This is a genomic window from Streptomyces sp. NPDC030820 (genome assembly GCF_055572075.1).
Genome location: NZ_JBVIEB010000010.1, coordinates 214,487 through 240,583, shown reverse-complemented (window position 1 = coordinate 240,583; position 26,097 = coordinate 214,487). Strand labels below are relative to the sequence as shown.

General features: G+C 70.3%; 22 protein-coding genes. 8 read left to right on the top strand and 14 right to left on the bottom strand.

All coding sequences use genetic code 11. The features are described from left to right. The 5 genes from zwf (at nucleotide 1) to ACZ418_RS27500 (ending at nucleotide 4,398) form a co-directional block, all read left to right on the top strand. Entirely contained in the window at nucleotides 1–1,539 is a 1,539-nt protein-coding gene (gene zwf / locus ACZ418_RS27520; protein ID WP_468367950.1) for a glucose-6-phosphate dehydrogenase, read from the top strand. Next, nucleotides 1,536–2,594, top strand: coding sequence for a glucose-6-phosphate dehydrogenase assembly protein OpcA (opcA, locus tag ACZ418_RS27515; protein ID WP_468367947.1), 1,059 nt, complete (start codon nucleotides 1,536–1,538; stop codon nucleotides 2,592–2,594). Before zwf ends, opcA begins: the two co-directional genes overlap by 4 nt. After that, nucleotides 2,591–3,373 carry a 6-phosphogluconolactonase gene (pgl, locus tag ACZ418_RS27510; protein WP_468367945.1) on the top strand — a complete coding sequence of 261 codons (783 nt, stop codon included), beginning with the start codon at nucleotides 2,591–2,593 and terminating at the stop codon, nucleotides 3,371–3,373. The genes opcA and pgl overlap by 4 nt, the downstream gene beginning before the upstream one ends. 117 nt (nucleotides 3,374–3,490) lie before the next feature. Beyond that, a complete protein-coding gene (locus ACZ418_RS27505) occupies nucleotides 3,491–3,985 on the top strand; it encodes a lamin tail domain-containing protein (RefSeq protein WP_468367942.1) in 495 nt (164 codons plus the stop codon). Next, nucleotides 3,982–4,398 (top strand): hypothetical protein, encoded by a 417-nt coding sequence (locus ACZ418_RS27500; protein WP_468368348.1) that lies wholly within the window; start codon nucleotides 3,982–3,984, stop codon nucleotides 4,396–4,398. Before ACZ418_RS27505 ends, ACZ418_RS27500 begins: the two co-directional genes overlap by 4 nt. A 15-nt stretch (nucleotides 4,399–4,413) precedes the next feature. Here the strand turns inward: ACZ418_RS27500 and ACZ418_RS27495 are convergent, their stop codons facing one another. From ACZ418_RS27495 to ACZ418_RS27475, 5 genes are all read right to left on the bottom strand, one after another. Next, nucleotides 4,414–5,253 (bottom strand): carbohydrate ABC transporter permease, encoded by an 840-nt coding sequence (locus tag ACZ418_RS27495; RefSeq protein WP_468368345.1) that lies wholly within the window; start codon nucleotides 5,251–5,253, stop codon nucleotides 4,414–4,416. A gap of 8 nt (nucleotides 5,254–5,261) precedes the next feature. Continuing rightward, nucleotides 5,262–6,614, bottom strand: a complete 1,353-nt coding sequence (locus ACZ418_RS27490) for an ABC transporter permease (RefSeq protein WP_468367940.1) — start codon at nucleotides 6,612–6,614, stop codon at nucleotides 5,262–5,264. 12 nt (nucleotides 6,615–6,626) lie between these two features. Then, complete coding sequence (locus ACZ418_RS27485; RefSeq protein WP_453172517.1) at nucleotides 6,627–7,952, bottom strand: ABC transporter substrate-binding protein; 1,326 nt, start codon at nucleotides 7,950–7,952, stop codon at nucleotides 6,627–6,629. A gap of 41 nt (nucleotides 7,953–7,993) precedes the next feature. Then, nucleotides 7,994–9,604, bottom strand: coding sequence for a glycoside hydrolase family 13 protein (locus ACZ418_RS27480; RefSeq protein WP_468367936.1), 1,611 nt, complete (start codon nucleotides 9,602–9,604; stop codon nucleotides 7,994–7,996). Nucleotides 9,605–9,739: 135 nt separating this feature from the next. Continuing rightward, nucleotides 9,740–11,011, bottom strand: coding sequence for an ABC transporter substrate-binding protein (locus tag ACZ418_RS27475; RefSeq protein WP_468367933.1), 1,272 nt, complete (start codon nucleotides 11,009–11,011; stop codon nucleotides 9,740–9,742). Between the two features lie 130 nt (nucleotides 11,012–11,141). On the opposite strand from ACZ418_RS27475, the gene ACZ418_RS27470 reads away from it, so the two are divergent. From ACZ418_RS27470 to ACZ418_RS27460, 3 genes are read left to right on the top strand one after another with little or no spacing between them, the layout of a single operon-like run. After that, on the top strand, nucleotides 11,142–11,657 hold the full coding sequence (locus tag ACZ418_RS27470; protein WP_468367931.1) for a PadR family transcriptional regulator: 516 nt from the start codon (nucleotides 11,142–11,144) through the stop codon (nucleotides 11,655–11,657). Continuing rightward, entirely contained in the window at nucleotides 11,615–12,406 is a 792-nt protein-coding gene (locus tag ACZ418_RS27465) for an ABC transporter ATP-binding protein (RefSeq protein WP_468368342.1), read from the top strand. The genes ACZ418_RS27470 and ACZ418_RS27465 overlap by 43 nt, the downstream gene beginning before the upstream one ends. 2 nt (nucleotides 12,407–12,408) lie before the next feature. After that, the gene (locus tag ACZ418_RS27460; RefSeq protein WP_468367928.1) at nucleotides 12,409–14,709 is read left to right on the top strand and encodes an ABC transporter permease; all 2,301 of its coding nucleotides are present in this window, start codon (nucleotides 12,409–12,411) and stop codon (nucleotides 14,707–14,709) included. 5 nt (nucleotides 14,710–14,714) lie between these two features. On the opposite strand, the gene ACZ418_RS27455 is transcribed toward ACZ418_RS27460, so the two are convergent. From ACZ418_RS27455 to ACZ418_RS27415, 9 genes are all read right to left on the bottom strand, one after another. Then, nucleotides 14,715–15,488, bottom strand: a complete 774-nt coding sequence (locus tag ACZ418_RS27455; protein ID WP_468367925.1) for a DsbA family protein — start codon at nucleotides 15,486–15,488, stop codon at nucleotides 14,715–14,717. Nucleotides 15,489–15,574: 86 nt separating this feature from the next. Beyond that, the gene (pgi, locus tag ACZ418_RS27450; protein ID WP_468367923.1) at nucleotides 15,575–17,227 is read right to left on the bottom strand and encodes a glucose-6-phosphate isomerase; all 1,653 of its coding nucleotides are present in this window, start codon (nucleotides 17,225–17,227) and stop codon (nucleotides 15,575–15,577) included. A gap of 52 nt (nucleotides 17,228–17,279) precedes the next feature. Beyond that, a complete protein-coding gene (locus tag ACZ418_RS27445; protein WP_468367921.1) occupies nucleotides 17,280–18,524 on the bottom strand; it encodes an MFS transporter in 1,245 nt (414 codons plus the stop codon). 147 nt (nucleotides 18,525–18,671) lie between these two features. After that, nucleotides 18,672–19,007 carry an RNA polymerase-binding protein RbpA gene (locus ACZ418_RS27440; RefSeq protein WP_078066843.1) on the bottom strand — a complete coding sequence of 112 codons (336 nt, stop codon included), beginning with the start codon at nucleotides 19,005–19,007 and terminating at the stop codon, nucleotides 18,672–18,674. Between the two features lie 217 nt (nucleotides 19,008–19,224). Then, a complete protein-coding gene (gene secG, locus ACZ418_RS27435; RefSeq protein ID WP_023551598.1) occupies nucleotides 19,225–19,455 on the bottom strand; it encodes a preprotein translocase subunit SecG in 231 nt (76 codons plus the stop codon). Nucleotides 19,456–19,569: 114 nt separating this feature from the next. After that, a complete protein-coding gene (gene tpiA, locus ACZ418_RS27430; protein ID WP_468367918.1) occupies nucleotides 19,570–20,346 on the bottom strand; it encodes a triose-phosphate isomerase in 777 nt (258 codons plus the stop codon). A 6-nt stretch (nucleotides 20,347–20,352) separates the two neighbouring features. Continuing rightward, nucleotides 20,353–21,564, bottom strand: coding sequence for a phosphoglycerate kinase (locus ACZ418_RS27425; RefSeq protein ID WP_468367915.1), 1,212 nt, complete (start codon nucleotides 21,562–21,564; stop codon nucleotides 20,353–20,355). A gap of 146 nt (nucleotides 21,565–21,710) precedes the next feature. After that, a complete protein-coding gene (gap, locus tag ACZ418_RS27420) occupies nucleotides 21,711–22,718 on the bottom strand; it encodes a type I glyceraldehyde-3-phosphate dehydrogenase (RefSeq protein ID WP_468367912.1) in 1,008 nt (335 codons plus the stop codon). Nucleotides 22,719–23,061: 343 nt separating this feature from the next. After that, the gene (locus ACZ418_RS27415; RefSeq protein ID WP_468367910.1) at nucleotides 23,062–26,025 is read right to left on the bottom strand and encodes a M14 family metallopeptidase; all 2,964 of its coding nucleotides are present in this window, start codon (nucleotides 26,023–26,025) and stop codon (nucleotides 23,062–23,064) included. Nucleotides 26,026–26,097: the final 72 nt, after the last annotated feature.

Here is a 26,097-nt window from a genome sequence, read left to right as displayed (position 1 = left end):
TTGTCACCCCTTTCCGGTTCCGGAGCGAACCCGCTTCGTGACCCGGCCGACCGACGGCTCCCGCGTATCGCGGGGCCGTCCGGTCTGGTCATCTTCGGTGTCACGGGCGACCTGTCCCGCAAGAAGCTGATGCCCGCGGTGTACGACCTCGCCAACCGGGGTCTGCTGCCGCCGGGCTTCTCGCTGGTGGGCTTCGCCCGCCGCGAGTGGGCGCACGAGGACTTCGCGCAGGAGGTCCACGACGCCGTCAAGGCGCACGCCCGTACGCCGTTCCGCGAGGAGGTCTGGCAGCAGCTCATCCAGGGGATGCGCTTCGTCCAGGGCACCTTCGACGACGACGACGCCTTCGAGCGACTGCGCTCCACCATCGAGGAGCTGGACAAGGCACAGGGCACAGGCGGCAACTTCGCCTTCTATCTGTCGGTGCCGCCGCGCTCCTTCCCGGTCGTCATCCAGCAGCTGAAGAAGCACGGGCTGGCCGACCAGTCGGGCGGTTCCTGGCGGCGCGCGGTCATCGAGAAGCCGTTCGGGCACGACCTGAAGTCGGCCGAGGAACTGAACAAGGTCGTGCACGAGGTGTTCGAGCCGGACCAGGTGTTCCGCATCGACCACTACCTCGGCAAGGAGACCGTCCAGAACATCCTGGCGCTGCGGTTCGCCAACACGATGTTCGAGCCGATCTGGAACCGGTCCTTCGTGGACCACGTGCAGATCACCATGGCCGAGGACATCGGCATCGGCGGCCGCGCCGGCTACTACGACGGCATCGGCGCCGCCCGTGACGTCATCCAGAACCACCTGCTCCAGCTCATGGCGCTGACCGCCATGGAGGAGCCCGCCTCCTTCGACGCGGACGCGCTGGCCGCGGAGAAGGAGAAGGTGCTCGGCGCGGTACGGCTGCCCAAGGACCTGGGCCGCAGCACCGTGCGCGGGCAGTACGCGGGCGGCTGGCAGGGCGGCGAGAAGGTCATCGGCTACCTCGAGGAAGAGGGCATCGACCACAGGTCGAAGACCGACACGTACGCGGCGATCAAGCTGGGGATCGACAACCGCCGCTGGGCGGGCGTCCCCTTCTATCTGCGCACCGGCAAGCGCCTGGGCCGCCGCGTGACGGAGATCGCCGTCGTCTTCCAGCGGGCCCCGCACTCGCCCTTCGACACCACGGCGACGGAGGAGCTGGGCCAGAACGCGATCGTCATCCGCGTCCAGCCGGACGAGGGCGTGACCGTGCGGTTCGGTTCCAAGGTGCCGGGCACCTCGATGGAGATCCGGGACGTCTCCATGGACTTCGCCTACGGCGAGTCCTTCACGGAGTCCAGCCCGGAGGCGTACGAGCGCCTGATCCTGGACGTGCTGCTGGGCGACGCCAACCTCTTCCCGCGCACGGAGGAGGTCGAGCTGTCCTGGAAGATCCTCGATCCGATCGAGGAGTACTGGGACAAGCACGGCAGGCCCGCGCAGTACCCGTCGGGCACCTGGGGCCCCGCCGAGGCGGACGAGATGCTCGCACGAGACGGACGGAGCTGGCGCCGGCCATGAAGATAGACCTGACCGACACCACCGCCGGCGACATCAACAAGGCGCTCGTCCAGGGCCGCCGCGCCATCGGCACCCCCGCCGTCGGCATGGTCCTGACCCTCGTCATCGTCACCGACGAGGAGAACGCCTACGACGCGCTGAAGGCCGCCAACGACGCCTCGCACGAGCACCCCTCGCGCACCCTGGTGGTCATCAAGCGGGTCTCCCGCACCCCGCGCGACCGCACCTCCTCGCGTCTCGACGCCGAGGTGCGGGTGGGCGCGGACGCGGGCACCGGCGAGACGGTCGTGCTGCGGCTGTACGGCGAGGTCGTGGGCCACGCCGACTCGGTCGTGCTGCCGCTGCTGCTGCCGGACGCGCCGGTGGTCGTGTGGTGGCCGGTGAACGCCCCGCTGGACCCGGCGAAGGACCCGCTGGGCGCGCTCGCCCAGCGCCGGGTCACCGACAGCTACGCCGCCGAGCAGCCGGTGCGGGAGCTGTCCGCCCGCGCCGAGGCCTACATGCCCGGCGACACCGACCTGTCCTGGACCCGGATCACGCCGTGGCGTTCGATGCTCGCGGCGGCCCTGGACCAGGTCACCTGTGAGGTGCGGGCCGTCGAGGTGGAGGGCGAGGAGTTCAACCCGAGCTGTGAGCTGCTGGCGATGTGGCTCGCGGACCGGCTGGACGTACCGGTGAAGCGGTCGCTGTCGGGCGGCCCGGGTCTCACCGCGGTCCGCATGGACACGAGCTGCGGCCCGATCGTCCTGGACCGCGCGGACGGCACGCTGGCCACGCTGGCCATCGAGGGCCAGCCGGCCCGCGCGGTGGCGCTGAAGCGACGGGACACCGCCGAGCTGATCGCGGAGGAGCTGCGCCGGCTCGACCCGGACGACACCTACGCGTCGGCGCTGCGCTACGGCGTGGAGCGGCTGCACACGGTCCCGGAGCAGCAGCCTGCGGGCGAGCCGGTGGCCGAGCCCCAGCCCGAGGAGGAAGCGGCCAAGGCACCGGCCAAGAGGGCGGCGGCCAAGACCGCGAAGAAGGCACCTGCGAGGAAGGCGGCGGCGAAGTGAGCACTCCGCAGCTGGTCGTCCACCGCGACAAGGAACTGATGGCGCAGGCCGCCGCGGCCCGCCTGATCACGAAGATCGTGGACGCGCAGGCCTCCCGGGGCACCGCGTCCGTGGTCCTCACGGGCGGCCGCAACGGCAACGGCCTGCTGGCCGCGCTGGCGGCGGCACCGGCCCGGGACGCCATCGACTGGGGCCGGCTCGACCTGTGGTGGGGCGATGAGCGCTACCTGCCCGAGGGCGACCCCGAGCGCAATGTCACGCAGGCCCGCGAGGCCCTGCTCGACTCGGTCCCGCTGGACCCGGAGCGCGTGCACGCCATGCCCGCCTCCGACGGGCCGTACGGTACGGACGTCGAAGCGGCGGCGGAGGCGTACGCGGCAGAGCTGGCGAAGGCGGCCGGGCCGGAGAACCACGGCTCGGTCCCGACCTTCGACGTCCTGATGCTGGGCGTCGGCCCGGACACCCATGTGGCCTCGCTCTTCCCGGAGCATCCGGGGGTGCGGGAGACGGAACGCACGGTGATCGGCGTCCATGGCGCCCCCAAGCCGCCGCCGACCCGGATCTCCCTCACCCTCCCGGCGATCCGCGCGGCCCGCGAGGTCTGGCTCCTCGCGGCCGGCGAGGACAAGGCGGAGGCCGCGGCCATCGCCCTGTCGGGCGCGGGCGAGATCCAGGCCCCGGCGGCGGGGGCGTACGGCCGCTCGCGCACGCTGTGGCTGCTGGACTCGGCCGCGGCTTCGCAGCTGCCGCGATCGCTGTATCCGCCGGCGTCGCCGTGAACCACTGAGGTCCCCCCTCGACGGAGCTTCACAATTTCTGCACGGAACATCCGTGCAACCGTCAACTTTTGTGTAAGCTCCTGGCGCTGAACCGCACCACTGAGGGGGGACCTCATCATGCGTATACGCTTCGCGCTGGCCACCGCTGTCACGGCCGGAACGCTCGCCGTCGTCGTCGCCGCGCCGGCCCAGGCGACCGAGTACTCCTCCGCCCTGAAGATCAAGGGCGTCCAGTACGACGCGCCTGGGCGGGACTCCAACAACTGCCAGACGGGCAACACCCGCGACGAGTACCTGACGATCAAGAACTACTCGCGCAGCACGACCGTCAACCTCAAGGGTTACGTCGTCAAGGACGCCGCCGGGAACCGGTTCACGTTCCCCTCGAACCACTACCTCCAGCCCGGCGACTACGTGAAGCTGCGCGGCGGGCACGGCACCGACTCGGACGCCAACAACGTCGTCTACCGCCAGAACTGCAACTTCATCTGGAACAACGACAGGGACACCATCTACCTGTACAAGCCGTCCGGTGCCCACGCGGACACCCACGCCTACACCAAGTCCGGCAACGACCCGGACGGCAACGGTTACATCACCTTCCACGGCTGACGCCGAGCCCTCCCGGGAGAGTGGCCGCCGGCGCGGTCGGCTGTGGCCAGTCCACGCACGACAGCGCGGCCAAGGCGTCGGCACCGGCGCCCCGGCCCACCGTGGCCGTCACCGCGACGACCACCGTGACCGCCCGGCCTGAGCCCGGGCCTACGGTCACCAGGACGAAGACCGTCCGAACGCCCGGACCGACCGTCACCGTCACCAAGGCCGCTTCCGGCACGGTGCGCAGTGACGACACCGGCAGTGGCGGCGGCAGCGGCACCTGCTCCATCGTCTCCAACGCCGGCAACTGCTACCAGACGGGCCAGTTCTGCCGCAGCAGCGACCATGGGGCGACGACCACCACGGCGAGCGGTACGCCGATCACGTGTTCCTACAGCGGCAGCGCCCGGCGCTGGACGTACGCGTGAGCCGCGCGGGCTCGGTCACTTGACCGAGCCCGCCATCACGCCCTGGACGAAGTGCCGCTGGAAGGCGAAGAACACGACCACCGGCACGATCAGGGACAGGAACGCGCCCGGGGCCAGGACGTCGATGTTGCTGCCGAACTGGCGGATCTGGGACTGGAGTTCCACGGTCAGCGGCTGGGAGGAACTGTCGGCGAAGAGCAGGGCGACCAGCATGTCGTTCCAGACCCACAGGAACTGGAAGATCGCGAGCGAGGCGATCGCGGGACGCCCCACCGGCAGGACCAGGCGCGTGAAGATGCGCCACTCGCTGCCCCCGTCCATCCGGGCCGCCTCCAGCATCTCCTTCGGCATCTCCGCGAAGTAGTTGCGCAGCAGGAACACGGCGAAGGGCAGGCCGTAGGCCACGTGGAAGAGGACCACGCCGGGGATCGTGCCGAACAGGCCCAGCGCGCCGAAGAGCTTGGCCACCGGCAGCAGGCCGATCTGGACCGGCACCACCAACAGGGCCACCACCAGCAGGAAGAGGGGCTCCCTCAGCGGGAAGTCCAGCCAGGCGAAGGCGTATCCGGCGAGGGCGGCGATGACCACGACGAGCGTCGTGGCCGGCACCGAGATCAGGACCGTGTTCCAGAAGGCCTGCGTCATGCCGGAGTTCTTCAGCAGGGCCGAGTAGTTGTCGAAGGACAGCTGTCCGGGGCTGCTGAGGGCCGTCCACCAGCCGCCCTTCGCGGTGTCCTGCGCCGAGCGCAGGGAGGACACGAAGAGGCCGGCGAGCGGGGTCAGCCAGACCAGGCCGATCACCACCAGGAAGGCCTGCACCAGGCCGTTGCCCAGGCCCCGCCGGACGGTGTTCATCGCCGAGTTCATCGCTGGCTCCTTCGGAAGCGGCGGACGTTGAAGACCATCGCCGGGATCACCAGGAGCAGGAGCAGCACGCCCAGCGCGCTGCCGAGGCCCTGGTTGTTACCGCCGCCGAAGGACACGAGCCACATCTGGGTCGCGAGCACGGTGGCGTCCTCCTGCACCGGTCCGGGCGCGATGATGTAGACGAGGTCGAAGACCTTCATCACGTTGATCACGAGGGTCACGAAGACGACGGTGAGCACCGGCGCCAGCAGGGGGACCGTGATCCGGCGGAAGATCTGCCACTCGTTCGCGCCGTCCATCCGGGCCGCCTCCAGCGCGTCCCGGGGCAGGGTCGACAGACCCGCACCGATCAGCACCATCGCGAAGCCCGTCCAGATCCACAGGTACGCGCCGATGATCGCCGGGGTGACGAGCGTCGGCCCGAGCCAGGAGACGCCCTGGTAGGGCGGGGCGAAGTTGGACTGCGGCAGTCTCACCGTGTACGAGCCCGCGCGCAGCCCGGAGAAGCGGAAGGAACCGTCGGCCGCGGTGGTCGTGCTCGCGACCGTCTGCCCGTCGCGCACCGCCTGGACGTGCATGCCGGGCAGGCCGCTCTCCTTCGGGTCGACCTTGCCCTGCCTGCCGCCCCCGCCGGGGGTGAAGTCCAGGTAGACGACACCGCGCAGCTCGCCCGGCGCGGCCCTGCGGGAGGCCGCCGGGTATGCCGGCGAGGCGCCCTTGGGCAGGTCCTTGGGCAGCACCCCGACCATCGGGAGCGTCACCGAGTGGCCCGCGGAGGCGGTCGTACGGTACGAGCCGTCGCGGTCCTGGGTCAGCAGGCCCTGGCGGCCGCGCGCTGTCGGGTACGAGGAGGTGCCGTCGAAGGCGTCGTGGACGGAGACCACGGCCGCGTTCAGCACGCCCTTGTTCGGGTCCTCGTCGTAGGCGAGCCGGAAGATGATGCCGGCGGCCAGGAAGGACACGGCCATCGGCATGAAGAGCAGCAGCTTGAACGCCGTCGCCCAGCGGACCTTCTCCACCAGCACGGCCAGGATCAGGCCGAGGCCGGTCAGCAGGGACGGGGCCACGACCACCCAGATGGCGGTGTTGCGGATGGCCTTCAGGGTCGCCGGGTCGCGGAACATCTCGGCGTAGTTGCCGCCGCCCACGAACCGGGTGCCGGAGGCGTCGAAGAAGCTGCGGCCGACGGAGAACAGCACCGGGTAGACGACGAGCGCGCCGAGCAGGAGCAGCGCGGGGAAGACGAAGAGCAGGGCGATCAGCCGGGCGCGCCGCCGGCTGCGGCGCCCGCGCGCCGCGCCGGCGGCCCGCGGGCCCGCCTGCTGTTTCACGAGAGCGGTGGCGGTCATGATGGCTGCCGCTCAGCCCTGGTAGGCCTTGGCCGCGGCGGCTTCCAGCTTCGCCGCGGTGCCCTTCGGGTCCGACGGGTCGCGCAGGAAGTCCTGGAGCAGCTTCCACTCGCCGGCGCCCTTGGTGCCGCCGAAAGCCGCCGGGGCCTGGTCGGACATGTCGAAGCGGACCGAGTCGCCCGCGTCGATCAGGGACTTGGCGGTGGCGCGGGTGACGTCGTCGCCGTAGGAGGCCGGGTCGAGCTTCTTGTTCGGGGACAGGAAGCCGCCCGCCTTCGCCCACACGGCCGCGGCCTCCGGGGTGGCCAGGTACTCCAGGAGCTTCATGCCGGCCTTGGCGTTCTTGCCGTCCTTGAGGACGACCGCCGCGTCGCCGCCGCTGACTACGGGTGCCGTGCCGCCGTCGACCGCCGGGAACGGGAAGAAGTTCGCGTCCTTGCCGATGGTCTTGCCGAACTGGTCGTGCGCGACTCCGCCCACGAAGTCGCCCTCGTAGACCATGCCGGCCTCGGGCTTGGGTCCGAACACCTTCTCCACCGAGCTGGGGAAGTCGGTGTTCAGGGCCTCCTTCTGGCCGCCCGCGATCAGCTGCTTGTCCTTGAACAGCTTGCCGAGCGTCCCCAGCGCCTTGACCACGCTCGCGTCGGTCCACTTCAGCTTGTGCGCGGCGAGGGCGTCGTACTTCTCGGGTCCGGCCTGGGAGAGGTAGATGTTCTCGAACCAGTCGGTGAGGGTCCAGCCGTCCTCACCGCCGACGGCGAAGGCCGCGAGCCCGGAGTCGGAGACGGTGTGGCCGGCCTTCAGCATCTCGTCGTACGTCTTCGGCGGCTTGACCCCGGCCTGGGAGAGCGCGTCGGGGCTGTACCAGACGGTGGACTTGTGGGCGGCCTTGAAGTAGAGGCCGTACAGGGTGCCGTCGACGCTGCCGTACTTCTTCCACACGGGCGCGTAGTCGGCGGTGATCGTCGATTGCGCCGTCGGGGAGAGCGGCTTGAGCCAGCCCTTCTTCGCGAACTGGTCGAGCACGCCGACCTGCGGGACCATCACGACGTCGGGCGCGTTGCCGCCCTCGATCTTGCTGCCGACGACGGTGGAGACGTTGTCGCCGGTGGAGATGAACTGCGTCTTGGCGCCGGTCTTCGCGGTGAAGGCGTCCAGCACCTTCTGGAAGTTCTTCTGTTCGCTGCCGGTCCAGACGCCGGCCACGGTGACGGTCTGGCCGCTGAGCGCCTTGTCACCGCCGCCGGCCGAGACGGGCCCGCCGCCGCAGGCGGTCGCGCCGAGCGCCAGGGCGAGGGCGGTGCAGCTGGTGAGCAGGGTGGTACGTCGTCGCATCATCGTTGATGTCCCTTCGGGGGGTGAGGTGACGGTGACGGGGGTCAGAGGTCGCTGAGCCACCAGGCGGCCGTGGCGCCGGGCAGGACGCCGGCCGGGCAGGGGCCGCTGGACAGCAGGGGGGTGCCGGAGACCGGGGCGGGCGTGGGCGCCGTACCGAAGTTGACGGCGCAGACCAGGCCCTCGCCGCGGGTGAAGGCGAGGACGCCGGGCGGGGTGTCCAGCCAGTCGAGCGTGCCTTCGCCCAACTGCGGTAGATTTGCACGGAGTTGGAGGCCATCGCGGTACAGGTGCCAGAAGGAGCGGGTGTCGGCGAGGGCGCGGTCGGTGGCGTACTCGGCGAAGTAGTCGGGCTGCGGCAGCCAGGGCTTGGCGCCCTCCACGCCGGAGGTGAAGCCGAACGGGGAGGCCTGTCCGGACCAGGGCAGCGGCACCCGGCAGCCGTCGCGGATGCGGGCACGGCTTCCGGTGCGGCGGAATATCGGGTCGGTGAGCACGTCGTCGGGCAGGTCGACGACCTCGGGCAGGCCCAGCTCCTCGCCCTGGTAGATGTACGCGGCTCCGGGCAGGGCCAGCATCAGCAGCGCGGCGGCGCGGGCGCGGGCGGCGCCGAGACCGCTGCCCTCGGGAGCGGGTTCGCCGTAGCGGGTGACGGTGCGGACCTGGTCATGGTTGTTGAGGACCCAGGTGACCGTGGAACCGGTGCCCGCGATGTCCTCCATGGCCTCGGAGATGACCTTGCGGAAGGCGTCGGCGTCCCAGGGGGCGCCGAGCAGGTCGAAGAAGAAGGCCTGGTGGAGTTCGTCGGGGCGGACGTACCGGGCGTGTTCGCGGGCGGTGGGGACGGAGACCTCGCCGACCAGGAGGCGTTCGCGGCCGTCGCGTGCGGTGTACTCCTCGCACAGCGCGCGCCACCGGCGCCACACCTCGTGCACCTCGGGCTGGTTCCAGGCGAGCGGGTTGACCGAGTCGCGGGTGCGGGCGTCGGCCTCGGGGTCGTCGGAGTCGGGCAGTTCGGGGTGCTTGTAGAGGCCGGCGGCGACATCGATGCGGAAGCCGTCGACGCCCCGGTCCAGCCAGAAGCGCAGGACGCGGTCGAACTCGGCGGCGACCTCGGGGGTGCGCCAGTTCCAGTCGGGCTGCTCGGGCGTGAACATGTGCAGGTACCACTGGCCGTCGCCGAGCCTGGTCCAGGCGGGGCCGCCGAACATGGCGTGCCAGTTGTTGGGCGGCTCGCTGCCGCCCGGACCACGGCCGTCGGCGAAGTGGAAGCGGGCGCGGGCCGGGCTGCCGGGTGCGCTGTCCAGCGCCTCGCGGAACCACGGGTGCTCGCTGGAGCAGTGGTTGGGGACGATGTCGAGGAGCACCTTGATGTCGAGCCGGTGCGCGGCGGCCATCAGCAGGTCGAACTCGGCGAGATCACCGAAGAGCGGGTCGACCCCGCAGTAGTCGGCCACGTCGTAGCCGTGGTCGTGCTGGGGCGAGGGATAGAACGGGCTCAGCCAGATGCCGTCGACGCCCAGCTTCTTCAGATACGGCAGCCCGGCCCGGACGCCGGCCAGATCGCCGATGCCGTCGCCGGTGCTGTCGAGAAAGCTGCGGACGTAGACCTGGTAGATCACCGCGTCACGCCACCAGTGGTACTTACTCAGCATGCATGCATGTTAGGTAGGTGTGTCGTGAGGGTGTCAACGAAAAGAACGCAAGCTACCGAGGAGTTGGGGGTTCGAATACGGACTTAATGGGGCATTGGGCGCCCAGATGAGATCTGCGCGTTACTTAACAAGTAACTATCGGCGGGCGATCGCGTCGAGCTCGCGCGCAAGCCGGCGCACGGCCTGCTCGGGCGTCTCCCGCCCGCTGAGCGCGTCCTGCATCACGGCCTGCACCACCAGGCTGACCTGGTCGTAGTGCGGGCTCTTGGGGCGCGGCCGGGCGGTGAGCACGGCGGTGCGCAGGGTCGGCAGATAGGGGAACCTGCGGACCAGCGTGGGGTCCTCGTAGAGCGCGGCGCGTACGGGCGGCAGCGCGCCCCGGGTGAGCACCTGGCGCTGGACGGGCGCGCTGGTGAGGTAGGCGATCAGACGGGCGGCCGAATCGGGGTGCCGGGTATGGGAGTTGACGGCCAGGTTGGAGCCGCCGAGCACGCTGGTCCCCGGTCCGTCGGGGCCGGGCAGCGGTACGGCGCCGATCTTCCCGGCGACCTTGGAACCCTTGGCGGAGGCGACGACGTAGGCGTAGGGCCAGTTGCGCAGGAAGAGCAGCCTGCCGTCCTGGAAGGCCTGCTTGGACTCCTCCTCCTTGTAGGTCAGCGCCGCCTTGGGTATCCAGCCCTCGCGGACGCCACGGGCGAGGAAGCCGATGCCCTTGCGGGCGGCGGAGGAGTCGACGGTGACCCGGGTGCCCTCGTCGCCGAGGATCGTGCCGCCCGCCGAGTAGACGGCCTCGGCCGCGTTCACGGTGAGGCCCTCATAGGGCAGGAACTGACCCGCGTAGCCGCCGAGTCCGTACCTCGGCGCGATGGTCTTCGCGTCGCGCTCCAGCTCGGCCCAGGTGCGCGGCGGCGGCACGCCCTCCTTGGCGAGGATGTCCCTGCGATACAGGAGAAGTCCGGCATTCGTGACGTACGGGACGGCGTACAGCCGGCCGTCGTAGGTGGCCGTGTCCACGACCGGCGGCAGAAAGCTCTTCAGCGGGAAGCGGTCCGGCGGCAGCGGGCGGATCCAGCCGGCCGCGGCGAACTCCGAGGTCCAGTTGACGTCGATGTTGAGGACGTCGAACCGGCCCCGGTCGCCGCCGCGCAGGTCGGTGGTCATCTGCGCATGGGTCTCGTCGGCGGAGTCCGGCAGCTCGACGAGGGTGACCTTCTCGCCGGGGTGGGTGCGGTTCCAGCCCTGGAGCAGCGGGGCGAGATAGCCGGTGAGATCGCCGGCGGTGGCCAGGGTGAGCGGGCCGCGGCCGTCGCCCGTCCCCTCGTCGGCCTGCGCGCCGGAGGCGACGTACCCGGTGAGGATCACGGCGAGAACGAGGAGGCCCCTACCGGCGGCGCGTATCCACCGCATAGGTTCCTCCCTGAACACGTACACACGGCTCCGGGCACCCTCGCCCGGGAGCCAGAGGCCATGTATACCTGTTAGGTATGGGCGATACTAGGGCCTGGAGCACATTACGCAGACTAGGAGGAGAGCACGAGTGCGCCTGCCCCTCCTGGCACTCCTCGCCCGCGGCCCGGCCCACGGCTATGAGCTGAAGCAGGACCTTGAGCAACTGCTGGGCTCCGCGTACCCTCAGCCCAACGTCGGCCAGATCTACGTCACCCTCGGCCGCCTCGAGAAGTCGGGACTGATCGAGGGCGAGGACGTCGCGCAGTCCAGCCGACCCAACAAGAAGGTCTACCACCTCACCGACGCCGGGCGGGAGGCGCTGCACGCCTGGTTCGAGGAGACAGAGGACGAGCCGCGGGTGCGGGACGAGTTCTTCATGAAGCTCGCCCTCGCCCCGCAGACCGGTCTCGCCGACCAGATCGCCCTCATCAACCACCAGCGGCGCCAGTACCTCAACACCATGCGCAACCTGTCGAAGCTGGCCGCGGCCGAGAACCGGGACAACCGCATCGCCCATCTGCTCATCGAGGGCGCGATGCTGCATCTGCAGGCCGATCTCGACTGGCTGGAGCGGTGCCAGGAGGAACTGGAGGACCTTCGGTGAGCACTGACGGCACTCCGGTGCTGCGCGCCGAGGGTCTGGTGAAGACCCACCACGGCGAGGGCGCGCCCGCGCATGCCGTACGCGGGGTCGACCTGTCCGTGGCGCGGGGCGAGTTCGTGGCGATCACCGGCCCGTCCGGCGCCGGCAAGTCGACGCTGCTGCATCTGCTCGGCGGGCTGCAGCGCCCCGACGAGGGCAGCATCTGGCTGGACGGCCGGTGCACGGACTCCTTCAGCGAGGCGCGCTGGGCGGTGGAACGCCGCAAGGCGATCGGGATCGTGTTCCAGTTCTTCAACCTGGTGTCGAACCTGTCCGTCGCCGACAACGTGGAGCTGCCCGCCCTGCTCGCCGGCGTCCCGCCGAAGAAGGCCCGCGCCGAGCGTGAGGAGCTGCTGGCCGAGCTGGGGCTCCAGGGCAAGGAGCGCAGCATGCCGGGCGAGCTGTCCGGCGGCGAACAGCAGCGGGTCGCGCTCGCCCGGGCCCTGGTCAACCATCCCCCGCTGCTGCTGGCCGACGAGCCCGCCGGCAGCCTGGACAGCAAGGGCACGCGCGAGGTGATGCGGCTGCTGTCCCGCTTCCACGGACGGGGCCAGACGATCGTGCTGGTCACACATGACGCCCGGCTGGCGAGCGCCGCCGACCGGGTGATCAGCTTCTTCGACGGGCGGATAGCCGACGACGCCGCCCTGGACGGCACCCCGCCGCCCAGGAAGCCGGGGATCTCGGGCGTGCTGGAGCTGAGGGACTGACGGTGCTGGATCTCCGGGACGTACGAGCCACCCTGCGCTGGGCGCACTCCGATCTGCGTACCCACCGTGGTGAGGCGCTGTTCCTCGTGCTGGCCACCGCCGGGATCGTCGTCTCGCTGCTGCTGGCCACCGCCCTGTTCGGATACGCCACCAACCCCTGGCAGCGCGTCTTCACACAGGCCCGCGGGGCGCACGTGTGGATCCACACGGTGCCGTCGGCCGACGCCCGCGGGCTGGCCCGGCTGGCCGGTGTCGAGTCCGTGGCCGGCCCCTACCGCACCGAGTCCGCCACCGTCGCCGTACGCGGCACCCGCGCCTCCGTGGAGCTGCGCGGCACCCCGAAGCCACCCTCCGTCGGCCGGCCGCTGCTCACCGCCGGGCACTGGCTGGATCCGGCCGAACCGGACGGGGTGGTGCTGGAGAGCAGCCTGGCCCGCGCGCTGCTGGCGGAGCCCGGGGACACCCTGACCCTGCCCGGTACCGCCCGCTCCCTGACCGTCGAGGGCATCGCGGACAGTGCCGAGCCCCGTTACAGCGCGGGCGAGCAGCCGGGGCTGGTGTGGGCGCTGCCTTCCGCCGTACGTGCTCCCGGCGGCCAAGTGATCGGGCTGCGCCTCGGCGACCCGGCCGACACGGACTACGCGGTGCAGCGGGCCGTCACGGTGCTGGGCGCGGGCGCGGTCGGCGAGGTCTCCACCTGGCAGCAGGCACGCGCCGCGGCCCAGGGCGACAACCGGCTGCTCGGCCAGGTGCTCGGCCTGTTCGGTCTCGGCGCCCTGATCGCCGCCGGGTTCGCCGTGCACGGGGCGATCGCCACCCGCATCCGCGGGCATCTGCGGGACATCTCGGTGCTGAAGGCGATCGGCTTCACACCCGGTCAGGTCGTCCGGATCTTCCTGCTCCAGCACCTGGCCTACGCCCTGCTCGGCTCGGTGGCCGCGGCGGCGCTCACCGATGCCCTGGGCAGCCTGATCCCGGGCCGGCTCGGTGACGCCGTGGGAGTGTGGCAGGGGCTGCCGGGGCACACCGTGGCGCTGCTCGTGGTGCCCGTGGGCGCGGTCCTGTTCATCGGACTGACCACGGGGCTCGCGGCGTGGCGGGCCGGGCGGGTGCCGCCGGTTCCGGTGCCGCGCCCGGCCGCACCGGCCGGCGGACGGCTGACCGGACCGGCCCGGCGGGCGCTCGGGCTGCGGCTGCCGGCCGCGCTGGTCCTCGGCTGCCACAAGGCGTTCACGGGGCGCGGCCGCTCGCTGGCCACCGTGGCCCGGCTGACCCTGCCGCTGCTGCTGATCGTGGTGGCGCTCAGCGCCTGGACCACGATCGACCGCTTCCACAACAGCCCGGACCGCATGGGTCTGCCGACGTCCCTGACGGTCCGCTCCGACGGTGCCCTGGACACATCCGCCGTACGGGCCCTGCTCACCGGCGATCACCGGGTCGCCGCCGCCTACCCCGGCGTCGAGGTCGCCGCACTGGTCCCCGGTCAGACCGGCACCATCGCGCTGCGCGGCGTGGGCACCCGTGCCGAGCCCTACCCCTACGCCCTCGCCGAGGGCCGGGCCGCACACGGACCGGACGAGGCGGTGGCCGGCCAGGGCCTGCTGGACCTGCTGCACGCCCGGGTCGGTGACTGGGTGCGCATGACGGTGGGCGACCGGCCGCAGATCCTGCACATCGTGGGGCGCAGCATCGAACCGCAGAACGCCGGCCGGGTGGTGACCACCTCCCTGGACACCCTCCGCGAGAACGACCCCGCGCTGACCCCCGCCTTCTACGAACTGCGGCTGCGCCCCGGCACCGCCCCGCAGCCCGTGGCCGCCGCACTGGCCCGGGCCGGCCGGGGCCACCTCGACGTGCACACAGTGACGAACCCGGCCGACGGCCTGTCCCCGCTGCGTGCGGTCGTCGCCGGGCTGATCGCCGTACTGGCCCTGATCGGGCTGGTCGAGCTGCTCACCGCCATCGGCGGCAGCGTTCGCGAGGGCGAGCGGGACGTGCTGGCGCTGAAGGCGATCGGCATGTCGCCGCGGCAGATCACCGCGATCACCGTCACGGCGACGAGCTGTACGGCCCTGGCGGCCGTGATCGTCGGCACGGCGCTGGGGCTGCCGCTGGGCCGCCGGCTCATCGACGCCCAGGGCAGCTCCAGCGGCATCGGCGCCGGGATCGCCCAGTCCCCGTCGCCGGTGCTGCTGCTGTCGGTCGGCCTCGCCGCGGTCCTGGGTGCCGCTGTGCTGTCCGCGCTGCCGGCGGGCCGCGCCGCCCGCAGACGGCTCGCGGACACGCTGAGCGCGGTGGCCTGACGGGGTCAGGAAAACGTGTCCTGCCACTGCTGGGGGCTGGCGCGGATCTTCGAGAGCAGTCCGGCGAAGACGTCACCGTCGAACAGCACCCCGTTGTACTCGGCCGGGATGCGCACGTCGTTGATCTCGGCGGTGGGAGTCCCGGGACCCTTCGGGTCCTTCACTCCGCCCGCGTCCTCGTAGGCCTTCTCGGACCGGATCACGAACGAGCGGTACTTCATGCTCTTCACGGCCGAGTCGAAGTCCGGCCCGCGCAGCCCGGGGACTCGCGCGGCCAGCTTGAGGAGGTAGGCGTCGGTGAACCCGTCGACGCTCTCGGCGGGCTGGTGGGCGTAGAGCACGTCGTGATACTCGGCGAACTTGCCCTTGTCCAGCGCGGCCCGCAGGGCGTTGACCGCCTTCCTGGACCCCCAGCCGCCGAGCCGGCCGTCCAGGAAGGAGGCCAGCGTGTACTGGGTCCTGGCCTCGCGCCGGATCGTCGCCTCGCGCAGTCGCGGGGCGCCGCCGGTGGCTTCGAACTCCTTGCACACCGGGCACCGTGGATCCTCGTACAGGTGCACCGTCACCGGGGCGGCCGGGTCGCCGACCGTGATGGTCGTCCCGTCGTTCCCCAGCCGCTCCGGCGCCTGAGACAGCCCGGAGTAGGCCGGCGCGGCCTTCGCCGTGGCGGACGACCCGCCGCTCTTCGCCTCCGCGGACGGGTCTCTGCTGCCGCAGCCCACCGCCGACAACCCCACCACGGCCACCGCGACCGCCGCGGCGAACCCTCTGTGCACCATGCGTCTTCCTTCCCTGAAGTCGCCCAACCCTATGGGACACGCACAGCGAGCACACAGAGAGGCTGCCGCGGCGGTTCGGGCGGGGATCAGCTCCGGCCGCGCAGCTGCCTGTACTTGGCGACCAGCGTCTTGGTGGAGGCGTCCAGTCCGCGGACCTCCGCGCCCTCGGTCAGCGCCGGCTCGACCCGCTTGGCCAGTACCTTGCCCAGCTCGACGCCCCACTGGTCGAAGGAGTCGATGTTCCACACCGCGCCCTGTACGAACACCTTGTGCTCGTAGAGTGCGACCAGCTGGCCGAGAACGGACGGGGTGAGCTCCTTCGCCAGGATGGTCGTCGTCGGCCGGTTGCCCTGGAAGGTCTTGTGCGCCACCAGCTCCTCCGGCACGCCCTCCGAGCGGACCTCCTCGGCCGTCTTGCCGAAGGCCAGCGCCTGGGTCTGGGCGAAGAAGTTGGCCATCAACAGGTCGTGCTGGGCCTTGAGTTGGTCACTCAGCTCGCCCACCGGCTCGGCGAAGCCGATGAAGTCCGCCGGGATCAGCTTGGTGCCCTGGTGGATCAACTGGTAGTAGGCGTGCTGCCCGTTGGTACCCGGCGTGCCCCACACCACCGGCCCGGTCTGCCACTCGACCTGCCTGCCGTCCCGGGCCACGTACTTGCCGTTGGACTCCATGTCCAGCTGCTGGAGATAGGCGGTGAACTTGGACAGGTAGTGGCTGTACGGCAGCACCGCGTGCGACTGGGCGTCGTGGAAATTGTCGTACCAGATGCCCAACAGACCGAGGATCAGTGGAGCGTTGGCCTCGGCGGGCGCGGTGCGGAAGTGGTCATCGACCAGCCGGAAGCCGTCGAGCATCTCGCGGAACCGGTCGGGTCCGATCGCGATCATCAGGGACAGGCCGATCGCCGAATCGTACGAGTAGCGGCCGCCGACCCAGTCCCAGAACTCGAACATGTTGTCCGGGTCGATGCCGAACTCGGTGACCTTCTCGGCGTTCGTGGACAGCGCCACGAAGTGCTTGGCGACCGCCGACTCCTCACCGAGCGCGTCCACCAGCCACGTCCGCGCGGAGGTCGCGTTGGTGATGGTCTCGATGGTGGTGAAGGTCTTGGAGGCGATGACGAACAGCGTCTCGGCCGGGTCCAGGTCCCGTGTGGCCTCGTGCAGATCGGCGCCGTCCACGTTGGAGACGAAGCGGACCGTCAGAGCGCGGTCGGTGAAACTGCGCAGCACCTCGTAGGCCATCGCGGGGCCCAGGTCGGAGCCGCCGATGCCGACGTTGACCACGTTCCTGATGCGCCTGCCGGTGTGGCCGGTCCAGGCGCCGGAGCGGACGCGGTCGGCGAAGTCGCTCATCTTGTCGAGGACGGCGTGCACCTTCGGGACGACGTTCTCGCCGTCGACCTCGATCACCGCGTCCCGCGAGGCCCGCAGCGCGGTGTGCAGCACGGCCCGGTTCTCGGTGACGTTGATCTTCTCGCCGCGGAACATGGCGTCCCGCAGGCCGAACACGTCCGTGGCAGCGGCCAGCTCGCGCAGCAACCGCAGCGTCTCGTCCGTGACCAGGTGCTTCGAGTAGTCGAGGTACAGATCGCCGACCTGGAGCGTGTACCCCTCGCCGCGCCCGGGATCGCCGGCGAACAGCTCCCTGAGAGGGGTGTCGGCCAACTCCTCCCGGTGCTTGGCGAGAGCGGTCCACTCGGGCGTCTGGTTGAGCCTGGTACGGCCGTCTGCGTTCATTTCCGACTTCCGCCTTCTTTCGTGCCTGTCCCAGCTGTTCCAACCTATTTGATCAGCACGCGGCGCGAGCCGTCGTGACGTCGTCGCCCGGCGCAACAACAGGTACGTCCGCCTTGCGGGCCGGTATCAGCGAGGTGACAGCGAGGGTGAAGAGAACGGCGGCGAGCAGCGCGGGACCGTTCAGCCCGTACGTCCGCGCCGCCACTCCGCCGAGGAGCGCGCCGAGCGGGGCGCCGGACGTCGATGACGTGCGGAACGCGGAGGCGATACGGCCCACCATCGCCTCGGGGCTGCGCTGCTGCATCAGAGTGACCTGGTTGACGTTCCACACCATGTTCATCGCGCCGAGCAGCAGCATGCCGGTGACGAGCGCGGTCAGGTGCCGGACGGATCCGATGAGCAGCAGTGACGACGTCTGGACGCTGCCGGCGACCAGCAGCGCCCGCACCCGGCCGGTGCGGCGCGAGATGCGCTGGGCGATGAATCCGCCCGTGATGCTGCCCACCGAGAATGCCGTCATCGCGGCCGCGTATCCGGCGTTTCCCGCATTCAGCCAGCGCGTCACGTGCAGTGCCAGGGTGGCGATCAGGGCGCCCATGCCGACGTTGCACAGCAGCGTGGCCATGCAGATCGCGCGCAGTGCCCGGTCGCCCCACAGGGCGCGCAGGCCCGCCGCGATCTCGGCCCGCAGGGTGCTGCCCGCCGGGTGCGGCTCGCGCTCCGGCGGACGTATCCGCAGGGATGCCACCAGGGCGGCGGCCGCCAGGAAGGTGCTCGCGTCGGCCGCGAACGGCATGAAGGCGCCCGCCGCCAGCAGCAGCGGCACCAGCGGGGCGGCGAGCAGACCGCCGGCGATCTGCTGTCCGGTCATCAGCCGGGCGTTGGCGCCGCCGAGGGCCGCGCGGTCCACGAGCGCGGGCAGCAGGGACGTGGCGGCGTTGTCAAAGAGGGTCTGGAGCGTGGTCAGCGCGAAGGCGAGGGCGAACAGCAGCGGGATCGAGGCGTGGCCCAGTCCCACGACGACGGCGAACACGGCCACCAGCAGGCCGCGGACCGTGTCCACGGCCCACATCGCCCGGCGTTGGTCGACCCGGTCGGCCACGGCCCCGCCGAGCAGCCCGAACAGCAGCCACGGCACATACCCGCAGGCCGTCACCGAGGCGATGACCAAGGGTTCGACGCTGAGCCGCACCGCAAGCAGGGGCAGTGCGGAGGTCCGTAGCGCGTCCCCGAACCGGGAGACCACGGCGGCCGTCCACAGCCGCCCGAATCCCCCGCGCCACACGGGCGCCGTCACGCGCCCTTCCTCGACCGTCGCCACAGCTCCCCCTCACCATGCGCCTATGGACACAAGGTAAGGGGAGCCACTGACAATCGGTCCGACCGCTCGCGGGCGGATACGGCTCCGGCCAGGCACCTCAAGGCGCCCGGCCGGTGTCAAGTGCTAGATCTCGCCCCGGAGTTTGGCGAGCGCCTCGGCGAGGATCGCCTCGCCGTCCGCGTCGCTGCGCCGCTCCCGTACGTACGCGAGGTGCGTCTTGTACGGCTCGGTGCGCGGTGGGTCCGGCGGGTTGTCCCGGTCCTGGCCGGCCGGGAAGCCGCAGCGCGGGCAGTCCCAGGTGTCGGGAACCTGCGCGTCGCTGGCGAAGCTCGGCTGCGTCTCGTGCCCGTTGGAGCACCAGAAGGAGACGCGTAGCCGCGGCGCGGACTCGCCGCGCTCGGCCTCGCCCATCGGCCCCGCCCCGACCCGGCTTCCTCGGATCGCGTTGCCACTTGCCACGGTCGTAACTCCCTGCGTGATGGTGCCGCGAAGCGAGTCGGCGTTTCGCTTCACTGCGAGCGCCTCAGTGTACGTAAGGCCCAACGCGCGTCCAGTGATTGGAGTTACAAGGGCCCCGCTCCCAGACGCAAGCCCCATGATAGGCCGCGCCCAGGAGCGCGTACCGAACATGGGGCCATACGTACCGAATATGCGTGATGTGTGTGCTGTACAGGTGTCAGCTGTTCGTCTTCATCAGGATGCCGAGGACGATGATGCACGCGAACCACAGCAGGCCGACCACGATGGTGATCCGGTCCAGGTTGCGCTCGGCGACGGAGGAGCCGCCGACAGAGGACTGCATGCCGCCACCGAACATGTCGGAGAGGCCGCCGCCCTTCCCCTTGTGCATCAGCACCAGCAGCATCAGCAGCAGGCTGAAGACGATCAGGGCGATCGAGAACCCCAAAACCACGGCTGGACCAACTTCCTCGGATTCGGATGGACGACGGGGGCACAGCATCTCGGCTGTGCCCCCGCAAGGGTACGACGTATCGCCGCTACCGCCTACTCACTGCGTGCGTCACTGATCGCGGAAACGCACGATCTTGACGAACTCGTCGGCGTCCAGCGAGGCGCCCCCGACCAGGGCGCCGTCGATGTCGGCCTGCGCCATGATCTCGGCGACGTTGCCGGACTTCACGGAGCCGCCGTACTGGATGCGGACCTTCTCGGCCACGTCCTGCGAGTACAGCTCGGCGATCTTGGCCCGGATGGCGGCGCAGACCTCCTGGGCGTCCTCGGCGCCGCAGACCTTGCCGGTGCCGATGGCCCACACCGGCTCGTAGGCGATCACGACGGTCTCGGCCTGCTCGGCCGGGAGGTCCTTCAGGCCGCCCTCGACCTGGGCGAGGGTGTGGGTGACGTGGTTGCCCGCCTCGCGGACGTCCAGCTCCTCGCCGACGCACAGGATCGGGGTCAGGCCGTGCTTGTAGGCCGCCTTGACCTTGGTGTTGACGAGCTCGTCGGTCTCGTTGTAGTACTGGCGGCGCTCGGAGTGGCCGATGACCACGTACGTGCACTTCAGCTTGGCCAGCATCGGACCGGAGATCTCGCCGGTGTAGGCGCCGGAGTCGTGCTGCGAGATGTCCTGGGCACCGTACTTGATCTTGAGCTTGTCGCCGTCGACCAGGGTCTGCACGGAGCGCAGGTCGGTGAAGGGCGGCAGGACGGCGACCTCGACGGCCTCGTAGTCCTTGTCGGCCAGGGCGAAGGCGAGCTTCTGGACGTGCGCGATGGCCTCGAGGTGGTTGAGGTTCATCTTCCAGTTGCCCGCCATCAGCGGCGTGCGAGTGGTCATGCGGGGTCAGTCCTCCAGTGCGGCGAGGCCGGGGAGCGTCTTGCCCTCGAGGTATTCGAGGGACGCGCCACCACCGGTCGAGATGTGGCCGAATGCGTTCTCGTCGAAACCGAGCGTACGCACGGCCGCGGCCGAGTCACCGCCGCCGACGACGGTGAAGCCGTGCGAGTCGACGAGGGCCTGGGCGACCGCCTTGGTGCCCTCGGCGTAGTCGGGGTGCTCGAAGACGCCCATGGGACCGTTCCAGAAGACGGTCGCGGCGTCGGCGAGCTTCGAGGCGTACAGCTCTCGGGTCTTCGGGCCGATGTCCAGGCCCTCCTGGTCGGCGGGGATCTTGTCCGCGTCGACGGTCGTGGGGTTGGCCGGGGCCTTGGTCTTCAGGTCCGGGAACTCCGGCGAGACGAGGACGTCGACGGGGAGCACAAGCTCGACGCCCTGCTTCTCGGCGCGCTCCATGTACTCGGTGACGGCCGGGATCTGGTCCTCCTGCAGGAGGGAGATGCCGACCTCGTAGCCCTTGGCCTTGAGGAAGGTGTAGGCCATGCCGCCGCCGATGAGCAGGCGATCGGCCTTGCCGAGCAGCTGGTCGATGACGGCGAGCTTGTCGGAGACCTTGGCGCCGCCGAGCGCGACGACGTACGGGCGCTTGACGTCCTCGGTGAGCTTCTTCAGGACGCCGACCTCGGTGGCGATGAGGTGGCCGGCGTAGTGCGGAAGCCGCTTCGGCAGGTCGTAGACGGAGGCGTGCTTGCGGTGCACGGCACCGAAGCCGTCACCGACGTAGACGTCGGCGAGGGCGGCGAGCTGGTCGGCGAACGCGCCCCGCTCGGTCTCCTCCTTGCTGGTCTCGCCGGGGTTGAAGCGCAGGTTCTCCAGGACGGCGACCTGGCCGTCGGTGAGGCCCGCGACCGTGTCCTGGGCGGAGGAGCCCACGGTGTCGGTCGCGAAGGCCACGGCGGAGCCGAGGAGTTCGCCCAGGCGGGAGGCGGCCGGCGCGAGGGAGAAGGCGGGGTCCGGGGCACCCTTGGGGCGGCCCAGGTGCGAGGCGACGACCACCTTGGCGCCCGCGTCCGCGAGGGCCTTGACGGTGGGCAGGACGGCGCGGATCCGGCCGTCGTCGGTGATGGTGCCGCTCTCCAGCGGCACGTTGAGGTCGGCGCGGACGAAGACCCGCTTGCCGCTCACGCCGGCGGCGAGAAGTTCGTCGATCGTCTTCATTGAGGTGGACTCCAAAGGAGGGCTCGTGGTGCACCCTGATCGTAAAAGGACGTGGTCCGTACGCGAGACAGGGCCCGGACAGCGCGACGGTGCGCTGCCCGAGCCCTGCTCTCACTTCACGGTCCTGCTGCCGCGGTCTGCGGCGATCAGAGCTGGTTGCCGACGAAGACCGTGAGGTCCACGAGGCGGTTGGAGTAGCCCCACTCGTTGTCGTACCAACCGATGACCTTCACGTTCTTGCCCTCCTGGACCATGGTCAGGGAGGAGTCGAAGGTGCAGGACGCCGGGGCGTTGACGATGTCGGAGGAGACGATCTGGTCCTCGGTGTAGTCGAGGAGGCCCTTCAGCTCGCCCTCGGCGGCCTTCTGGAAGGCGGCGTTGACCTCTTCCTTGGTGACCTCGCGGGACAGCTCGACGACCAGGTCGGTGACCGAACCGGTCGGGACCGGGACACGCATGGCGATGCCGTCCAGCTTGCCCTTGAGCTGCGGCAGCACCAGGGCGGTGGCCTTCGCGGCACCGGTGGTGGTCGGGATGATGTTCTCGGCGGCGGCACGGGCGCGGCGCAGGTCCTTGTGCGGGAAGTCCAGGATGCGCTGGTCGTTCGTGTACGCGTGCACCGTCGTCATCAGACCCTTGACGATGCCGAAGTTCTCGTCCAGGACCTTCGCCATCGGCGCCACACAGTTGGTGGTGCAGGAGGCGTTGGAGATGACGTGGTGGTTGGCCGCGTCGTACTTGTCCTGGTTGACGCCCATCACGATGGTGATGTCCTCGTCCTTGGCCGGGGCCGAGATGAGGACCTTCTTGGCGCCGCCGGCGAGGTGCTTGGCGGCGTCCTCCTTCTTGGTGAAGATGCCGGTCGACTCGATGACGATGTCGACGCCCAGCTCGCCCCAGGGGATGTCGGCCGGGTTGCGCTCGGAGAGCACCTTGATGGTGTGGCCGTCCACGGTGATGGTGTCGGCGGTGTGGGAGACCTCCTGCTTGAGGCGACCCAGGATCGTGTCGTACTTGAGCAGGTGAGCGGTGGTCGCGGTGTCACCCAGGTCGTTGACCGCCACGACCTCGATGTCCGCCCCCTGCTCCAGCAGCGCGCGGAAGTAGTTACGCCCGATGCGGCCGAAGCCGTTGATGCCTACGCGGATCGTCACGAACCGATCTCCTCGTTGGTACGCCGGCCATGCGGTGCCGGCGAGCTCTGTTTGGGATGTCCCCGACCACCACCGACCCTACCTCCCTGAGGGCCCCGGGGTGACATCGAGATGGCCCATACACGGGCAGGCGGTCCGTACCAGCCAGTAGGGGTACGGACCGTCCCGGAACGGCAGTGGTTTCACTCGTATTTAGTACGGAATGCCGGGCGGTTTTCGCGCCGTCTTCACTCGTTCGTGAGCGGGTCGGCTCACTTGATCAGGGCCCCTTCCGCGCACCGTTGAGAGGGCTCCCGCTCACCTGTTGGAACAAGACGAGCGGGATCTGTCAACGTGGCGCCCCTCACCCGCCGAGCGCCGCGAACGCCCTCCTCAGCAGGGCTGCCCGGCCGGCCGCCGACGACACCTGTTCCAGGCCGAAACCGAGCAGCACGGTGTCGTCCGTGGTGACCGCTCCGTACGTCTGGAACAGCGCGCCGGAGCGCGCCCAGTCCTTCAGGACCGGCGGGCTGCCCGAGGGCGGTCCGGCCACGCGCCAGGCGCCCAGCGACGACTCGAAGCCCTCGGTCTCACGCGCCGTCCCGCCGACGACGAGCGAGGCGTCGTCGGCGAGGACGCCGTGTCCGCCGGTGCCCGGGTCGGTGATGTAGCTGATGGAGACCTCGACGGACTTCCCGGCGTAGGCGCTCAGGTCGAAGCTGGCCTGCCGCCAGCCGCCGGAGCTGCCGGTGAGGCTGTTCCAGGAGCCGGTGGTGCCCTGCGCCGTGCAGGCGCCCGCCGCGAGCGTCAGATAGTGCTTCAGCCAGGGATGCTCGGCGATCAGGAATCCCTGCCCGCAGTCCGCCGGCACGGCGGTCTTCGTGGCGCCCCCGGCCTCCGGCAGCGTGGTCCAGTCGTCGGCGCCCACGGTGTGCGCCTCGATCACCGCGTGGTCGTAGCCCGGCTCGGTGTCCCACAACAGCCGGGTGGTGAGGGCCGGCTTGTCGGCGGCGCTGACACCGGTGAGGTCTATGGTGCGGGTGAGGCGCTTATAGGCGTCGTCGGTGTGCACGGCGGCGGCCATGTACGAGCCGGAGTACGGCCCGTAGGGGCTCACCGCCCCGGCGAACCGGCCCGCGCCCGCGCTCTTGAACTGCGGGTAAGCGGATGCCGGAAGCTCGTCGGAGGTGACGCCGTAGGTACCGGCCTCGTCCAGCGGGTTGCCGGGCGCGTCACCGAGGGTGCCGGAGTAGCCGTCCAGGGCACCGGAGCCGGTGAAGCCGGTGGCTCCCTTGGTCGACGTACGGCTGTAGGCGCCCAGGTAGTACTGGCTGAAGTCGTCCGAGAGGGTGCCGTCGCCGAGGTCGACGCTCCCGCCGGCCAGTTCACCGGCCTCGATCAGCCGCCCGCCCTCGTTGAGGTAGGCGCGCAGCTGGAGCTGGGTGGCGTTGCCGGGGCCGTTCGCACCCGAGTAGTGCACGACCGTGCGGAAGTGCTTCAGCACGCCGAGCGCGTCCGGGGCGCCCTGCGTGGCGACGTCCCACACGATCGCCCGGTGCCCGGCCGCCCTGACCGCGTCCAGGTACTTCTGCTTCTGTGTGGCGGCCGCGCCCTCCTCGGCGACGACGAGTGTGTCGGCCTCGGGCCGCTCGGCGACGGTGTAGGTGAAGTGCGAGCTGGAGACCTTCTTGCCGCCCTTCTCCTCGCCGGTGAACCAGACCTCCACCTTGTCGCCCGGCGCGCCGCCCCGCACCCTGGCCCGGTACTCGTCGAAGTACAGATCGTCGTGGCCGCCGTAGGTCCGGCCGCCCTTCCAGCGGCGGAGCGCCCCGTCGTGCGTACGGCCGCCGTTGACGCGGTACTTCAGCTCCTTGTCGCGGATCGCCTTGCGGACGACGGCGGAGACCTCCTGGTCCGCGCCCCGCGAGTACGAGGTGGAGAAGGTGGCCGGGGTGAAGTCGGCCGCGCTCAGCCCGACCGAGGAGACCGGCCGGTCCGGGTGCGCGGCGGTCTCGGCGACGGAGAGCGCGAAGGGGATGTTCTTGGTGAACTCCTGCTGGATCAGCTTCTCGTCGTCGGGGAAGTTGAAGACCGACTGGCAGTCCTCGGGCTTCCAGGCGTCGTTCGGGTCGATCTGCGACGCGGTCTGGCAGGTCGACATCTCGGGGGTGAACATCGCGATGCCGTTGACGTTCGACGCGTGTCCGTCCGCCTCGCCGTTGGTGGTGTACAGCTCCGAGGAGACCTGCGAACGGTAGCCGGGGATGGCCGGGTTGTCCGGGGTGCCGGCGAGCGCCTTGTAGAGGACGTCGTCCGGGGTGGGGGTTGCGACCTGCCAGCCGACGCCGTAGAGGAGGAGTTCGGCGGCGGAGTGGTAGTTGACGGCGTATCTGAACCCGATGCGTTTCTCGAAGCCGTCCAGCGCCTTGGTCTCGGGCTCGGACTCGGGGCTCGCGCCGCGGTAGGTCTCGCTGGTCGGGTCGGGGGACGAACCCTCGTCGTCGTACCCCCACTTGTAGGGGAAGTTGCGGTTGAGGTCGACGCCGTCACCCGTGCCGATGACCCCGTCGCCATTGACGTCCCGCAGGTTCTTGCGCCACAGGCGGGTCGTGGAGTTCCTGAACGTGTAGTCGTAGCCGTCGGGGTTGGCCGAGATGACGAACCACAGCTCGGTGGAGTCGACGATCCTCCGGATGCGCTTGTCCGTCTTGTAGTGGTCCAGGTAGTAGTGCATCAGACGCCGGGTCATCTCCGGTGTGATCCACTCGCGCGCGTGCTGGTTGGACAGATACAGCACGGACGGCTTGGAGCCGTCTTTCGTCTTCCTGGCGTCCCTGGTCAGCCTGAGGGCGAGGATGTCCTGGCCGTCCACCGTCCTTCCGATGGACTCGACCTTGGTCAGGCCGGGGTTGGCCTGGGCGGTGCGCAGGATCTCCGCCTTGAGCCCGCCGCTTCCGCTGTAGGGCCGGAACACACCCTGGGACGCCCTCTCGATGCGGGCCTCCGCCTTGGCCGGGACGGTGTGCTCGGTGAGGTCGACGCCCTGTCGGCGGAGTTGCGCGGCCTGGTGGTCGGTGAGATAGACCTCCACCTCGGACTTCCCGGCCTTTCCGGCTCCGGTGATCTGCTCGGCGAGTTCGTCGCCGTCCTGGCCGGCCTTGAGGAGCAGGGGTATCTGCTCCTTGGTGACGTCGGCTCGGAAAACCTTGACCGCGTCCGGGTCGGACTTCGCCCGACTTCCGCTCTGTGCCTGGGCTACGGGTGCGAGGCTCGCTCCCCCGATCAGGAGCGCGCCGACAGCGAGGATCGATCTCGCTCTGTGTCTCATGAACCCCCCTAGCGGTGGTCCGCCACAGCGGCGAACAGGTTGCCAGGCTCATGTCAGACAGTGATCGAGTCA

What these genes read in the sequence shown, in the direction of transcription:
- opcA (WP_468367947.1), top strand. Translation starts at nt 1,536, where the DNA reads ATGAAGATAGACCTGACCGACACCACCGCCGGCGACATCAACAAGGCG.
- ACZ418_RS27505 (WP_468367942.1), top strand. Translation starts at nt 3,491, where the DNA reads ATGCGTATACGCTTCGCGCTGGCCACCGCTGTCACGGCCGGAACGCTC.
- ACZ418_RS27495 (WP_468368345.1), bottom strand. Translation starts at nt 5,253, where the DNA reads ATGAACACCGTCCGGCGGGGCCTGGGCAACGGCCTGGTGCAGGCCTTC.
- ACZ418_RS27490 (WP_468367940.1), bottom strand. Translation starts at nt 6,614, where the DNA reads ATGACCGCCACCGCTCTCGTGAAACAGCAGGCGGGCCCGCGGGCCGCC.
- ACZ418_RS27485 (WP_453172517.1), bottom strand. Translation starts at nt 7,952, where the DNA reads ATGATGCGACGACGTACCACCCTGCTCACCAGCTGCACCGCCCTCGCC.
- ACZ418_RS27480 (WP_468367936.1), bottom strand. Translation starts at nt 9,604, where the DNA reads ATGCTGAGTAAGTACCACTGGTGGCGTGACGCGGTGATCTACCAGGTC.
- ACZ418_RS27475 (WP_468367933.1), bottom strand. Translation starts at nt 11,011, where the DNA reads ATGCGGTGGATACGCGCCGCCGGTAGGGGCCTCCTCGTTCTCGCCGTG.
- ACZ418_RS27455 (WP_468367925.1), bottom strand. Translation starts at nt 15,488, where the DNA reads ATGGTGCACAGAGGGTTCGCCGCGGCGGTCGCGGTGGCCGTGGTGGGG.
- pgi (WP_468367923.1), bottom strand. Translation starts at nt 17,227, where the DNA reads ATGAACGCAGACGGCCGTACCAGGCTCAACCAGACGCCCGAGTGGACC.
- tpiA (WP_468367918.1), bottom strand. Translation starts at nt 20,346, where the DNA reads ATGACCACTCGCACGCCGCTGATGGCGGGCAACTGGAAGATGAACCTC.
- ACZ418_RS27425 (WP_468367915.1), bottom strand. Translation starts at nt 21,564, where the DNA reads ATGAAGACGATCGACGAACTTCTCGCCGCCGGCGTGAGCGGCAAGCGG.
- ACZ418_RS27415 (WP_468367910.1), bottom strand. Translation starts at nt 26,025, where the DNA reads ATGAGACACAGAGCGAGATCGATCCTCGCTGTCGGCGCGCTCCTGATC.